Source organism: Pseudomonas paraglycinae, assembly GCF_021601625.1.
Taxonomy (GTDB): domain Bacteria; phylum Pseudomonadota; class Gammaproteobacteria; order Pseudomonadales; family Pseudomonadaceae; genus Aquipseudomonas; species Aquipseudomonas paraglycinae.
Genome location: NZ_BQHR01000017.1, coordinates 97,442 through 111,286 on the forward strand (window position 1 = coordinate 97,442; position 13,845 = coordinate 111,286).

Here is a 13,845-nt window from a genome sequence, read left to right on the forward strand (position 1 = left end):
GGCGCGCGCGTTTTTCCGGCTCCGACTATTTCAACAAGCGAGGAGGATCGCCATGGGCGTGACCAATCGGTTGGCCTGTTACTCCGACCCCGCCGACCACTATTCCCACCGAGTGCGCATCGTGCTTGCAGAGAAGGGTGTCAGCGCCGAAATCATTTTTGTGGAGGCTGGTCGTCAGCCGCCTAAACTGATTGAAGTGAACCCTTACGGCAGTCTGCCCACGCTGGTCGATCGTGACCTGGCGTTGTGGGAGTCGACCGTGGTGATGGAATACCTGGATGAGCGTTACCCGCATCCGCCATTGATGCCCGTGTACCCGGTGGCGCGTGCCAACAGCCGTCTGCTGATTCACCGCATTCAGCGTGACTGGTGTGGTCTGGTGGATCTGATTCTGGATTCGCGCACCAAGGAAGCGGCCCGTGCCGTGGCGCGCAAGGAATTGCGCGAAAGCCTGACGGGCGTGTCGCCGCTGTTTGCCGACAAGCCGTTTTTCCTCAGTGAGGAACAAAGTCTGGTGGATTGCTGCCTATTGCCAATACTCTGGCGTTTGCCGATTCTGGGTATAGAACTGCCGCGGCCGGCCAAGCCGCTGCTTGATTATATGGAGCGCCAGTTTGCGCGTGAGGCTTTCCAGGCGAGTCTGTCTGGTGTCGAACGCGACATGCGCTAAGGCTTAAGGAGCCGCTATGAACTCCAGTCGACCTTATCTGGTCCGCGCGCTCTACGAGTGGATTGTGGATAACGATTGCACCCCGCACATGCTGGTCAATTCCGAGTACCCGGCGGTGCAGGTGCCACAGGGCTTTGCCAGTGACGGGCAGATTGTCCTGAACATTTCGCCGAGTGCCGTGCGGCACTTGCACATGGACAACGACGTTGTGACCTTCGAAGGTCGCTTCGGTGGCGTCCCGCACAGTCTGTACGTGCCGATTGCTGCAATCCTGGGGATCTATGCCCGGGAGAACGGTCAAGGCATGGTGTTCGATCTGGAGTCGCCGATGGATGACGAAGACGAGATCGATCAGGATGACGATGTTCCGCCACCGGACAGCGAGCCACCGCGCCCAAGCGGCCGGCCAAGCCTTAAAGTGGTGAAGTAATAAAAAAAGGCGATCCGGTTGGATCGCCTTTTTTGTGCCTGCGTTTTGCGGTCAGTCGATGTATTCGAACAGCTTCACAATCTTCTGCACACCGGAAACGCCCTGCACCAGATTGGTCGCCTGGGCGGCTTCCTGTTTGGTCAGCAGGCCCAGCAGATAGACGATGCCGTTCTCGGTCACGACCTTGATCCGCGAGCCGGGAATGCTGGCGTCGGTGAGCATCTGGGTCTTGATCTTGGTGGTCAGCCAGGCATCGTTCTGGCGGGCCAGCAGGGAGGAGGGCTGCAACACTTGCAGTTCGTTATGGACCTTTTTCACGCGCTGAACGTTGGCGGCAGCCTGTTCGGCCTTTTCCTTGAGGTCTGCGCGCGGGGTCTGGCCAGCCAGCAAAACGACGCCGTTGAAGCTGGTGACGACGATGTGCGAGTCGTTGTCCAGGGCCGGATCGGCCTTGGCTACGTTGACGCCGACTTTGGTTTCGATCAGCGAGTCATCGATCTTGCTGCCGAAAGTGCGGGTGCCGCGGTCGTCTTCGATCGGCGCTTCACGGCTGGCATTCACCACCGAGGTGCAGCCGCTGATGCCGAGGCACAGGGTCAAGGCCAGAAGGCCAAGGCGATTAGGGGTCATTCTTCACTCCCGAACAGTTGGCTGTCGATCAGATCGCAAAGGCAATGGATCGCCAGCAAGTGGACTTCCTGAATACGTGCGGTGACGTTGGCCGGTACGCGAATCTCGACGTCTTCGGGCAGCAGCAGTGAAGCCATGCCTCCGCCATCGCGTCCGGTCAATGCTACGACAATCATTTCGCGATCATGTGCGGCCTGGATCGCCTGAATAATGTTCGCCGAGTTGCCGCTGGTCGAAATCGCCAGCAATACGTCACCCGGCTGGCCGAGTGCACGGATCTGCTTGGAGAACACTTCGTTGTAGCTGTAGTCGTTGGCGATCGAGGTGATGGTCGAGCTGTCGGTAGTCAGCGCGATCGCCGGCAGGCTAGGGCGCTCACGCTCGAAACGGTTGAGCAGTTCCGAGGAGAAGTGCTGGGCATCGCCGGCCGAGCCGCCGTTGCCGCACGAGAGCATTTTCCCCTCATTGAGCAGCGCGTTGACCATCACCTGGCTGGCTTGCTCGATGTGCGGTGCAAGTACGTCCATCGCCTGTTGCTTGGTGTCGATGCTGGCCTGGAAAAGCTGGCGAATTCGGGATTGCATGTCCATCTGTGTGACCTTAATTAGCGCGGCTGTCCGGCACGTGAATGTGCAGCCCGCAAAGCAAAGAGCAAAAGTGTTGAGTGAAAGTGTCCGGGTCGGAGCAGGCGGTCAACTGTCGAACGCATTCTGCAACCAGTTCAGCTGACCCTGGTGGCTGTCGATGGCCACCACGTCGAAGCGGCAGGGGGAATTGGCCCAACGCGACTCGCGCTGAAGAAAATACTGTGCGGCGAAAATCAGTTTCTGCCGTTTGCGCCCATCGATGCTGTCGAGTGCGCCACCCCATTGAGTGTTCTTTCGGTAACGGACTTCGACGAATACTACTGTATCGCCATCAAGCATGACCAGATCAAGCTCGCCGCGTTTACATAACCAGTTCTGCGCCAGCAGGCGCAGACCCTGGTGTTGCAGATGCTCGAGCGCCTGACGCTCGGCATCCTTGCCGCTTTGCAGGTGTGACCTGTCGGGCATCAGCGTGGAGTGTCCGGCAGGCGCTGGATCTGACCGCTGACGAACTGTGCCCATGGCAACTGACGGACGACGCGTTGGGACTGGGTCATTCCCAGGCTGCCCGACTGGCCTTCGATGCGGCTGTCCGGCAATGCTTTCAGTTGATCCAGACGTGGCGCCAGACGATAGGCATCGACGCCCATAGCATACAGGCGACCGAGGCTGCCGGCGGCTTGTGGCCATTGCGCGGTGACCTGCTGGCGCAGCGGATCGCTGGTTTCCAGCAGCCACGGGGTTTCGCAGAAGCGCACGCCGTTCATGTCGTTGTACTGGTTCACGTCACCGCTGGCGCTGAACACGTGGGAGGTCGCATAGACCGGCACGTCACCGGCGTACTGAAAGTTCAGGGTCGGCTTGATCTGCTGCGCCTGCTGAGGGGTGGCGGCGAGGAAGATGAATTCGATGTCCTGGCGACGCGAAGGCTGGGCGGCAACGTTGGTGCCGGCAGCATTCTGCAGGCTCTTGGCGCGAGCTTCGCTCTGACGCAGCTGGAACATGTCGGCGATCTGCTGGGCCAGTTGCACCGGCTGGTCGACGCGTTCGGTGGCGACAATGCTGCCGCCGTTGGCTTGCCAGTCCTGGCTGAAAGCACGCAGGACGCGGTCGCCCCATTCGCCTTTCGGCACCATGATGGCGGCGCGATGCAGACCGTCGGCACGGGCGCGGCGTGAGACTTCGCGGGCTTCGTCTTCAGCGGCCAGACCGAACTGGAACAGCTGCGCCGGACCTTGATCGCCTTCGCTGTAGTTCAGGGCGAGGGTGGTGATCGGCAGTTGCGGGCGAGTGCTCAACTGTTTGACCAGCGGTTTCTCCAACGGGCCGACGACCAGTTGCACGCCATCGGCCTGGGCCTTGCGGTAGAACTCGTCGAGGTTGGTCAGTTTCGAGCTGTCATAGAACTCGATGGCCGGCGGTTTCTGACCGGCTTGCTGAGCCTGATAGTGCGCGGCCATGAAGCCGTCACGCAGGGCCTTGCCGACCGAGGCCAGTTGGCCGTCCTGCGGCAGGAGCAGGGCGATCTTGCTCAGGGGCTGGCTGGCCAGTTCCTTGAGTTTGGTCAGGGGCAGCGGCAGGTTGATCGCGGCTGGGTGCTTTGGATGCTGATTGCGCCAGTTGTCGATGGCGGCTTGCTGCTGTTCCAGAGTGCCGGCGGTTTTCACGGCCAGAGCCAGGCTCATCCAGCCGCCGAGGTCATCGGTGGTGTTCGCTTGCAGTTGATCGGCCGGCAGCGATGCAATCAGGGTCCAGATCGCTTCGTGGTTCTTGCTGGCGGCTTCACCTTCCAGCATCGGCGCGATGAAGATGCGCTCGCGGGCGGCGGCCAGGGTCTGACCGTCGGCTTCAAGGGCGCGGGCGTGAACGGTGCCGGCGCGAACTTGCAGCGGTACCGACATTTCGCTCAGGCGTTGCAGGCTTGGATGGCTCAAGGCAGTCAGCGCGGCTTTCGGCTGGTTGCGAGTCATGGCCAGCTCAGCAGACAGCGTGCTGGCAAATGCCTGCTGGCCCGGCTGGAGTTGCTCCATCGGCACTTGCTGCAGGATTTGCGCGGACTGTCCGGCATTGCCCTGGCGGTATGCCATGTCTGCCGCACTCAGGCGCAGCAGAGCGGCCTTGTCCGGCGATTTGGCCTGGGCAGCCTGTTCGAGCAGTTGCTCGATGGTGGCATCCGGGGTCCGTGGAAGTTCGCCAAGGCTGGAGGAAGGGGAGCTGGCGCAAGCCGCCAGCAAGGCAGCGAGGCAGAGGGCAGTGAACAGCCGCAGGCAAGCGATCATGTAAGTGTTCCTGATACTCGATCAAATTAGCGTCGAATTGTACCCAAGCACTGGCCGGGGCGCGATGTTACTGGCGTGAAACCGTCAATTTAGCTGATACAAAGAGTGCGCAGCCTCACAATGGTGCGACAAACCGTGTCCGACCCGGGCGCGTCGACCGGCGCACGACGCGCTACAATGGCGGCTTTTACCGATCATGAGGTGTGCGCTTTGACTGCTCCAGGTCCTTTGAATTCCGCTGCGGGCTCGCTTTATGTGGTGGCGACGCCCATCGGCAACCTGGATGACATCAGCGCCCGGGCGTTGAAGATCCTGCGCGAGGTGGCGCTGATCGCCGCCGAAGATACGCGCCATTCCCAGCGCCTGATGCAGCACTTTGGCATCTCCACGCCGCTGGCAGCCTGTCATGAACACAACGAGCGGGATGAGGGCAGTCGCTTCATTACCCGTCTGTTGGCGGGCGACAACGTCGCACTGATTTCTGATGCCGGTACGCCGCTGATCTCCGATCCCGGTTATCACCTGGTGCGTCAGGCGCGTGCGGCCGGGATCAATGTGGTGCCGGTGCCAGGTGCGTGCGCGTTGATCGCGGCGTTGTCGGCTGCCGGTCTGCCATCCGACCGCTTTATCTTCGAAGGTTTTCTGCCGGCCAAGGCTGTGGGGCGCAAAGCACGCCTGGAAGCCATTAAAGAAGAGCCGCGCACGCTGATTTTCTACGAGGCGCCGCATCGCATTCTGGAATGTCTGCGGGATATGGAAGCGGTGTTCGGCGCTGATCGTCCGGCATTGCTCGCTCGTGAAATCACCAAGACCTTTGAAACGCTCAAGGGCTTGCCGCTGAGCGAGTTGCGGGCATTCGTCGAGGCCGACAGCAATCAGCAGCGTGGCGAATGCGTCGTGGTGGTGGCGGGCTGGACCGCGCCGGAGTCTGAAGATGCCGTCAGCAGCGAGGCGATGCGCATCCTCAACCTGTTGCTGGAAGAGATGCCGCTCAAGCGTGCGGCGGCTCTGGCGGCGCAAATCACCGGTGAGCGCAAAAACGTGCTGTATCAGGTGGCGCTGGACCGGCAAAAAGACGCGTAACCCGTCGCGCAGACCGGTTTGCGGGCTATTAGCGCTTGTTCTTCGGCCGCTCTGCCGTTAACCTGCGCGGCGGAGAGTCGATCGGACAGTCGCTGCCCTCTATGAAAATTAGGGGGGGGAGGAAAGTCCGGGCTCCATAGGGCGAAGTGCCAGGTAATGCCTGGGAGGCGTGAGCCTACGGAAAGTGCCACAGAAAATAACCGCCTAAGCGCTTCGGCGCCGGTAAGGGTGAAAAGGTGCGGTAAGAGCGCACCGCACGTCTGGCAACAGTTCGTGGCTAGGTAAACCCCACTTGGAGCAAGACCAAATAGGGTCCCAAGGCGTGGCCCGCGCTGGGACCGGGTAGGTTGCTAAAGATGTCCAGTGATGGCCATCGTAGACGAATGACTGTTCAAGACAGAACCCGGCTTACAGATCGACTCTCCACCTTTTTCTTTTCCCTGCTTGAATTAAAGGCGACAGGGCTGTTTATTATCAGCAGGCCTGCGCTGAAACCGGCAGCGGCAAACGCAGTAATAGCCAGTTCCCACCGTGCTTCAATCAACAGCAGAAGCGCTTTTGTAATACCGAAAAAATCTTACTCTTAACAAATTACTTTAACTTTCGAGCGCAGCTTTCAGTGCTGCTTCAAGTTATTGGATAAAAGCATCCGCCAGATTCTCGTTGCTCCTCCTTTTATGCTCCTAAATCTCCGTTCTGTAAGGGTTTTCCTTTAATCCGCGCCTTGACGGTGTGGTGGGCGCATTCCTATAGTGTGCGCAAGTGGCGGAAAGTGGCATGAAGTGGGTTTTTTGAGCTCAAAACGATAAAAATTGGAGAAACGCAGACGTGTTTCGCGGAGCTAACGCTATCAGTCTCGACGCAAAGGGCCGTCTCGCCATGCCGAGCCGGTACCGTGACGAGCTCGATTCGCGCAGTTCCGGCCAGTTGATCGTGACCATTGATGCCGTTGATCCATGTTTGTGTGTCTACCCGCTCGATGAGTGGGAAATTATTGAAACCAAGTTGCGCGCGCTCCCTTCGCTTCGCGAAGAGAACCGTCGTCTGCAACGTTTATTGATTGGTAATGCCGTTGACCTCGAGCTCGACGGCAGTGGTCGTTTCCTGGTGCCGCCGCGCCTGCGCGAATACGCGAAGCTCGACAAGCGCGCGATGCTGGTGGGCCAACTGAACAAGTTCCAACTGTGGGACGAAGATGCCTGGAATGCGGTTTCTGCCGCTGACCTGGCTGCCATACAACAACCGGGCGCCATGCCTGACGAACTGCGTGATCTGATCCTGTGACTATTGATAGCGGCTTTAACCACATCACCGTACTGCTTGACGAAGCCGTCGAGGCTCTCGCCGTACGTCCTGATGGCTGCTATCTGGACGGCACGTTCGGGCGCGGCGGGCACAGCCGGTTGATCCTGAGCAAGCTCGGGCCGGATGGTCGGCTCATCGGATTCGACAAGGATCCTCAAGCGATTGCCACCGGGCAAACGCTGGCGGCCGAAGACGGCCGCTTTGTCGTTGTGCAGCGCAGCTTTGCCGAGCTCGGTTCGGTGGTTGCCGAACAGGGGCTGGCCGGCAAGGTCAGCGGCATTCTGCTGGATCTGGGCGTCTCTTCGCCGCAGCTCGATGATGCCGAGCGTGGCTTCAGCTTCCTCAACGATGGCCCGCTGGACATGCGCATGGATCCGTCCCGTGGCATCAGCGCAGCCGAGTTCGTCAATACCGCGCCAGTGGAAGAAATCGCCCGTGTTTTCAAGGAATACGGCGAAGAACGTTTCTCCGGCCGCATGGCCCGTGCCGTGGCCGAACGCCGTGACATCACGCCGTTCGAGCGCACCGCCGATCTGGCCGAAGTCCTGAAAGTCGCCAACCCGGCGTGGGAGAAGGGCAAGAACCCGGCAACCCGCGCTTTCCAGGGCCTGCGCATTCACGTCAACAACGAACTGGGCGATCTGGAAGCGGGTCTTGTAGCCGCGCTCGAATGCCTGGAAGTGGGCGGCCGTCTGGTCGTGATCAGCTTCCACTCGCTGGAAGACCGTATCGTCAAACTGTTCATGCGCAAGCTGGTGAAAGGCGAAGCCGACAACCTGCCGCGCAACCTGCCGGTTCGCCACGTTGCGTTCGAACCGAAAATCAAAGTCCATGGCAAAGCGCAGACGGCCTCCGACGCCGAACTCAAAGCCAACCCACGTTCCCGTAGCGCCGTCATGCGCGTCGCGGAGAAGCTGCGGTGAGCAAGCTTTTCGCCAAGCCACTGCCCGGCGGCAGCTTTTTCATGCTGCTGCTGTTCATCGGCGTGCTCGTGTCGGCCATCGGCGTGTCTTACAGCGCCCACTGGAACCGGCAGTTGCTCAACACCCTGTACAACGAACTGAGCGTGCGCGACAAGGCGCAGGCCGAGTGGGGGCGCCTGATCCTGGAGCAAAGCACCTGGACCGCCCACAGCCGGATCGAAGTGCTGGCCACTGAACAACTGAAGATGCACATCCCAGGCGCAGCTGACGTGAAGATGGTGGCGCCATGATGAAACTCGAGGGGGCTCTCTTCCCGTGGCGTTTCCGTCTGATGGTGGCACTTCTCGGCGTGATGGTCGCGGCGATCTGCTGGCGCATCATCGACCTGCAAGTGGTTGACCGTGACTTCCTCAAAGGTCAGGGCGATGCGCGCAGTCTTCGGCACATTCCGATTCCGGCTCACCGTGGTCTGATCACCGACCGTAACGGCGAGCCTCTGGCCGTGAGTACCCCGGTGACCACGCTGTGGGCGAACGCCAAGGAAATGCAGACCGCCAAAGAGAAGTGGCCTGCGCTCGCTGCCGCGCTGGGGCAGGATCCGAAAGCCCTGGCCGAACGTCTCGAAGCCCAGGCCAACAAAGAATTCATTTATCTGGTGCGCGGGTTGACCCCCGAGCAGGGCCAGGCCGTGCTCGACCTGAAAGTGCCGGGCGTCTACGGCATCGAAGAATTCCGCCGGTTCTATCCGGCCGGTGAAGTGACGGCGCACATGGTCGGGTTCACCGACATCGATGACCACGGTCGTGAAGGCGTCGAACTGGCCTACGATGAATGGCTGGCCGGCGTGCCCGGCAAGCGGCAAGTCATCAAGGATCGGCGCGGACGGCTGATCAAGGATGTCCAGGTCACCAAAAACGCCAAGGCCGGCAAGCCCTTGGCGTTGTCGATTGACCTGCGCCTGCAATATCTGGCCAACCGTGAGCTGCGCAACGCGATCATCGAGAACGGCGCCAAGGCCGGCAGTCTGGTGATCATGGACGTGAAGACCGGCGAGATTCTCGCCATGGTCAACCAGCCGACCTACAACCCGAACAACCGTCGCAACCTGCAACCGGCGATGATGCGTAACCGCGCGATGATCGACGTGTTCGAACCCGGTTCGACCATGAAAGCAATCTCGATGAGCGCCGCGATCGAAACCGGCCGCTGGAAACCGAGCGACACCGTCGAGGTGTATCCGGGCTCCCTGCAGATCGGCAAGTACACCATCAAGGACGTATCGAAGACCGAAGGTCCGGTGCTCGACCTGACCGGCATTCTGATCAATTCCAGTAACGTCGGCATGAGTAAGGTCGCGTTCGATATCGGCGGCGAAACCATTTTCCGCCTCGCACAGAAAGTCGGCCTCGGCCAGGACACCGGCCTCGGCTTCCCGGGCGAACGTGTCGGCAACCTGCCGAACTACCGCGAGTGGCGCAAGGCCGAGACCGCAACGCTGTCGTACGGCTACGGTATTTCGGTGACGGCAATTCAGCTGGTGCATGCATTCTCGGCGCTGGCCAACAACGGTCGTCTCGCACCGCTGACCCTGATCAAAACCGACAAGGCACCGCAGACCACCCAGGTGCTGCCGGAAGCCGTCGCGAAAACCATGCAAGGCATGCTGCAACAAGTGATCGAAGCTCCGCGCGGCGTGTTCCGTGCGCAGGTGCCGGCGTATCACGTGGGTGGCAAGTCCGGTACCGCGCGTAAAACGTCGGTCGGCACCAAGGGCTATGCCGAAAACTCTTACCGCTCGCTGTTCGCCGGCTTCGGCCCGATGAGCGATCCACGTTATGCAATCGTCGTGGTGATCGATGAACCGACCAAGGCCGGCTATTTCGGTGGTCTGGTCTCGGCGCCGGTGTTCAGCCGTGTGATGTCGGGCACTCTGCGCCTGATGAACGTCACCCCGGACAACCTGCCGACCACACAACAGGCCAACGCCACCCCGGCCGTTCCGCTGAAAGCCAATGGAGGGCGCGGCTGATGTCTCTGAGTCTGAACAAGATTTTCCCCCACGCCGGCCACGATCTGTTGATCCGTGAACTGGCGCTCGACAGTCGCAATGTACGCGCGGGGGACCTGTTCCTCGCGGTGCCGGGCGGCAAGTTCGACGGGCGTGCGCACATTGCCGACGCCTTGCAGCGCGGTGCTGCCGCCGTGGCCTATGAAGTGGAAGGCGCCACCGTGCTGCCGATCACCGAAGTGCCGCTGATTCCGGTCAAAGGCCTGGCAGCGCAGCTGTCGGACATCGCCGGACGTTTTTACGGTGAGCCAAGTCATCACCTGAACCTGATCGGCGTGACCGGCACCAACGGCAAGACCAGCGTGACCCAACTGGTGGCGCAGGCGCTGGACCTGCTCGGCCAGCATTGCGGCATCGTCGGCACTTTGGGTTCCGGTTTTCATGGCGCGCTGCAAAGCGGCCTGCACACCACGCCGAATCCGATCGCCATGCAGGCGACTCTGGGCGACCTGAAAAAGGCCGGCGCCAAAGCCGTGGCCATGGAAGTTTCGTCCCACGGTCTGGATCAGGGCCGGGTTACTGCGCTGGCGTTCGACGTCGCAGTGATGACCAACCTGTCCCGTGATCACCTGGATTACCACGGCACCATGGAGGCCTACGCCGAGGCGAAGGCCAAGCTGTTTGCCTGGAATGACCTGAATTGCCGCGTGGTCAACCTCGACGACGATTTCGGCCGGCAACTGGCCGTTGAAAAGCGCGAGTCGCGGCTGATCACTTACAGCCTCCTCGACAGCAGCGCCTACCTCTATGTGCGTGAAGCGCAGTTCGACGACCATGGCGTGCGCGCCACGCTGGTGACGCCGCAGGGCGAGCACCATCTGCGCAGTACGCTGCTCGGTCGTTTCAACCTGAGCAACGTACTGGCCGCCGTCGGCGCCTTGCTCGGTCTGGACTACGCCCTCGACGAAATTCTCAAGGTGTTGCCGAAGCTCGAAGGCCCGGCCGGACGCATGCAGCGTCTCGGCGGTGGCACCCAGCCGCTGGTGGTGGTCGATTACGCCCACACCCCGGACGCGCTGGAAAAAGTGCTGACCGCGTTGCGCCCGCACGTTAAAGGCCAGCTGCTGTGCCTGTTCGGCTGCGGCGGTGATCGCGATCGCGGCAAACGTCCGCTGATGGCCGAAGTGGTCGAGCGTCTGGCTGACCGCGTGCTGGTGACCGATGACAATCCGCGCACCGAAGATCCGGCGGTGATTTTCGATGACATCCGCGCTGGCTTCACGGCTGTGGATAACGTGACGTTCGTGGCCGGCCGTGGCCAGGCCATCGCGCAACTGATTGCCGGCGCTTCGGCGGATGACGTGATCGTTCTGGCCGGCAAAGGTCACGAGGACTATCAGGAAATCAACGGCGAGCGCCATGCGTTTTCCGATCTGGTCGAGGCTGATCACGCCCTGACCGCGTGGGAGGTGGCCCATGCTTAAGGCCCTGAAACTCAGCGAACTGACCAACGCGCTCGACGCCCGTCTGGTCAGTGCCGACGCCAGTTTTGACGGCGTGAGCATCGACAGCCGCGCGATCAAGGCTGGCCAACTGTTTATTGCCCTGACCGGCCCGCGTTTCGACGGTCATGACTATCTGAATGAAGTCGCCGCCAAAGGCGCCGTTGCGGCATTGGTCGAGCGCGAAGTCGCCGACAGCACGCTGCCGCAATTGCTGGTCAAGGACACCCGCCAGGCCCTCGGCCAGTTGGGTGCGCTGAACCGTGCCGCGTTCACCAAACCGGTCGCGGCCGTTACCGGTTCCAGCGGCAAGACCACGGTCAAGGAAATGCTCGCGAGCATCCTGCGCACGCGCGGCTCGGTGCACGCGACCCGTGGCAACCTGAACAACGACCTCGGCGTACCGCTGACCCTGCTCGAACTCGCCCCGGAACACAGCGCGGCAGTGATCGAACTGGGTGCCTCGCGCCTGGGTGAAATCGCTTACACCGTAGGGCTGACCAAGCCGCACGTGGCGATCCTCAACAACGCCGGGACCGCCCATGTCGGTGAGTTCGGCGGGCCGGAGAAAATCGTTGAAGCCAAAGGCGAAATCATCGAAGGGCTGGCGGCCGACGGCGTCGCCGTGCTGAACCTCGATGACAAGGCGTTTGGTATCTGGAAGACCCGCGCCGGCGCCCGCAAGGTGCTGACGTTTGCCTTGAGCAACACTCAGGCGGATTTTTACGCCAGCGACCTGGCTACCGATGCCCGCGGCTGCCCGGCGTTCAACCTGCACAGTCCTGAAGGTGTGGAGCGGGTTCAACTGAACCTGCTCGGCACCCACAACGTCGCCAACGCCATGGCCGCCGCCGCTGCCGCTCACGCACTGGGCGTGTCGCTGTTCGGCATCGCCACCGGGCTTGGCGCGGTACAACCGGTCAAGGGTCGCACCGTCGCGCAACTGGCTAAAAACGGCATGCGCGTGATCGATGACACTTACAACGCGAACCCCACCTCGATGTGCGCGGCCGTTGATATACTCGCCGGCTTTTCCGGCCGCACCGTCCTGGTGCTCGGGGATATCGGCGAGTTGGGCGACTGGGCGGAGCAGGGGCACCGCGACGTGGGCGAATACGCCCGAGGCAAGGTTTCCGCGCTATACGCCGTCGGGCCGAACATGGTCCACGCCGTGAACGCATTCGGTAACGAGGCGCATCACTTCGGCACCCAAGCCGAACTGATCCAGGCCCTCGACGCCGAGCAGGACAAAAACACCACCATTTTGATCAAGGGTTCGCGCAGCGCAGCGATGGAAAACATCGTTGCGGCCCTGTGCGGGTCCAGTCTGGAGAAACATTAATGCTGCTGCTGCTAGCGGAGTATCTGCAACAGTTCTACAAAGGCTTCGCGGTCTTCCAGTACCTGACCCTGCGCGGGATCCTCGGTGTGCTGACCGCGCTGGTCTTGTCGCTGTGCTACGGCCCGTGGATGATCCGCACCCTGCAGAACCGTCAGATCGGCCAATCGGTTCGTAACGACGGCCCGCAATCGCACCTGTCCAAATCCGGTACGCCGACCATGGGCGGCGCGCTGATCCTGTCTTCGATCGGTGTCAGCACCCTGCTGTGGGCTGACCTGAGCAACCGTTATGTGTGGGTCGTGTTGCTGGTGACCTTGCTGTTCGGCGCCATCGGCTGGGTCGACGACTACCGCAAGGTGATCGAGAAGAACTCCCGTGGTCTGCCGAGTCGCTGGAAATATTTCTGGCAGTCGGTGTTCGGCCTCGGTGCGGCGATCTTCCTTTATATGACTGCCAGCACTCCGGTGGAAACCACCCTGATCCTGCCGATGCTCAAGGACTACAGCATTCCGCTGGGCGCCGGCTTCATCGTGCTGACTTACTTCGTGATCGTTGGCTCGAGCAACGCGGTCAACCTCACCGACGGCCTCGATGGCCTGGCGATCATGCCGACAGTGATGGTCGGCGGTGGCCTGGGCATTTTCTGCTACCTGTCGGGTAACGTGAAATTCGCTGAATACCTGCTGATCCCGTACGTACCGGGCGCAGGCGAACTGATCGTGTTCTGCGGCGCGCTGATCGGTGCCGGCCTGGGCTTCCTGTGGTTCAACACCTACCCGGCGCAAGTCTTCATGGGTGACGTCGGCGCACTGGCGCTGGGCGCAGCCCTGGGCACCATCGCGGTGATCGTCCGTCAGGAAATAGTCCTGTTCATCATGGGCGGCGTGTTCGTGATGGAAACCCTGTCAGTCGTCATTCAGGTTGCGTCCTTTAAGCTGACCGGTCGCCGTGTGTTCCGTATGGCGCCGATTCACCACCACTTTGAACTCAAAGGCTGGCCCGAGCCGCGCGTGATCGTCCGTTTCTGGATCATCACCGTGATTCTCGTGCTGATCGGCCTTGCCACCCTGAAGCTGAGGTAGAACG

At 61.2% G+C, this 13,845-nt stretch carries 14 protein-coding genes and 1 other RNA gene; 11 read left to right on the forward strand and 4 right to left on the reverse strand.

What is annotated here, in order from left to right; genetic code table 11:
• Window positions 1-52: 52 nt before the first annotated feature.
• A complete protein-coding gene (locus L6D82_RS22935) occupies window positions 53-670 on the forward strand; it encodes a glutathione S-transferase N-terminal domain-containing protein (protein ID WP_011335872.1) in 618 nt (205 codons plus the stop codon).
• A 16-nt stretch (window positions 671-686) separates the two neighbouring features.
• Complete coding sequence (locus tag L6D82_RS22940; RefSeq protein WP_236191701.1) at window positions 687-1,100, forward strand: ClpXP protease specificity-enhancing factor; 414 nt, start codon at window positions 687-689, stop codon at window positions 1,098-1,100.
• 51 nt (window positions 1,101-1,151) lie between these two features.
• On the opposite strand, the gene L6D82_RS22945 is transcribed toward L6D82_RS22940, so the two are convergent.
• The 4 genes from L6D82_RS22945 to L6D82_RS22960 form a co-directional block, all read right to left on the reverse strand.
• Window positions 1,152-1,730: a BON domain-containing protein gene (locus L6D82_RS22945; RefSeq protein ID WP_011335871.1), complete on the reverse strand. Its 579-nt coding sequence runs from the start codon at window positions 1,728-1,730 to the stop codon at window positions 1,152-1,154.
• A complete protein-coding gene (locus tag L6D82_RS22950; RefSeq protein ID WP_007928463.1) occupies window positions 1,727-2,320 on the reverse strand; it encodes a phosphoheptose isomerase in 594 nt (197 codons plus the stop codon). The genes L6D82_RS22945 and L6D82_RS22950 overlap by 4 nt, the downstream gene beginning before the upstream one ends.
• A 102-nt stretch (window positions 2,321-2,422) precedes the next feature.
• Window positions 2,423-2,785 carry a YraN family protein gene (locus tag L6D82_RS22955; protein ID WP_007956783.1) on the reverse strand — a complete coding sequence of 121 codons (363 nt, stop codon included), beginning with the start codon at window positions 2,783-2,785 and terminating at the stop codon, window positions 2,423-2,425.
• On the reverse strand, window positions 2,785-4,596 hold the full coding sequence (locus tag L6D82_RS22960; protein WP_064599306.1) for a penicillin-binding protein activator: 1,812 nt from the start codon (window positions 4,594-4,596) through the stop codon (window positions 2,785-2,787). The genes L6D82_RS22955 and L6D82_RS22960 overlap by 1 nt, the downstream gene beginning before the upstream one ends.
• A gap of 177 nt (window positions 4,597-4,773) precedes the next feature.
• On the opposite strand from L6D82_RS22960, the gene rsmI reads away from it, so the two are divergent.
• From rsmI to mraY, 9 genes are all read left to right on the forward strand, one after another.
• The gene (rsmI, locus tag L6D82_RS22965; RefSeq protein ID WP_085745355.1) at window positions 4,774-5,679 is read left to right on the forward strand and encodes a 16S rRNA (cytidine(1402)-2'-O)-methyltransferase; all 906 of its coding nucleotides are present in this window, start codon (window positions 4,774-4,776) and stop codon (window positions 5,677-5,679) included.
• Between the two features lie 73 nt (window positions 5,680-5,752).
• Window positions 5,753-6,106, forward strand: an RNA gene (gene rnpB / locus L6D82_RS22970) — RNase P RNA component class A.
• A 401-nt stretch (window positions 6,107-6,507) separates the two neighbouring features.
• Entirely contained in the window at window positions 6,508-6,963 is a 456-nt protein-coding gene (mraZ, locus tag L6D82_RS22975) for a division/cell wall cluster transcriptional repressor MraZ (RefSeq protein ID WP_007917012.1), read from the forward strand.
• Window positions 6,960-7,907, forward strand: a complete 948-nt coding sequence (gene rsmH, locus L6D82_RS22980) for a 16S rRNA (cytosine(1402)-N(4))-methyltransferase RsmH (RefSeq protein WP_085745354.1) — start codon at window positions 6,960-6,962, stop codon at window positions 7,905-7,907. Before mraZ ends, rsmH begins: the two co-directional genes overlap by 4 nt.
• Complete coding sequence (gene ftsL, locus L6D82_RS22985) at window positions 7,904-8,197, forward strand: cell division protein FtsL (RefSeq protein WP_007956777.1); 294 nt, start codon at window positions 7,904-7,906, stop codon at window positions 8,195-8,197. The genes rsmH and ftsL overlap by 4 nt, the downstream gene beginning before the upstream one ends.
• Entirely contained in the window at window positions 8,197-9,936 is a 1,740-nt protein-coding gene (locus L6D82_RS22990) for a peptidoglycan D,D-transpeptidase FtsI family protein (RefSeq protein WP_170929382.1), read from the forward strand. The genes ftsL and L6D82_RS22990 overlap by 1 nt, the downstream gene beginning before the upstream one ends.
• Entirely contained in the window at window positions 9,936-11,399 is a 1,464-nt protein-coding gene (locus tag L6D82_RS22995; RefSeq protein ID WP_236191703.1) for a UDP-N-acetylmuramoyl-L-alanyl-D-glutamate--2,6-diaminopimelate ligase, read from the forward strand. The genes L6D82_RS22990 and L6D82_RS22995 overlap by 1 nt, the downstream gene beginning before the upstream one ends.
• Entirely contained in the window at window positions 11,392-12,759 is a 1,368-nt protein-coding gene (locus L6D82_RS23000; protein WP_102716907.1) for a UDP-N-acetylmuramoyl-tripeptide--D-alanyl-D-alanine ligase, read from the forward strand. The genes L6D82_RS22995 and L6D82_RS23000 overlap by 8 nt, the downstream gene beginning before the upstream one ends.
• Window positions 12,759-13,841: a phospho-N-acetylmuramoyl-pentapeptide-transferase gene (mraY, locus tag L6D82_RS23005; RefSeq protein WP_007956769.1), complete on the forward strand. Its 1,083-nt coding sequence runs from the start codon at window positions 12,759-12,761 to the stop codon at window positions 13,839-13,841. The genes L6D82_RS23000 and mraY overlap by 1 nt, the downstream gene beginning before the upstream one ends.
• Window positions 13,842-13,845 lie beyond the last annotated feature (4 nt).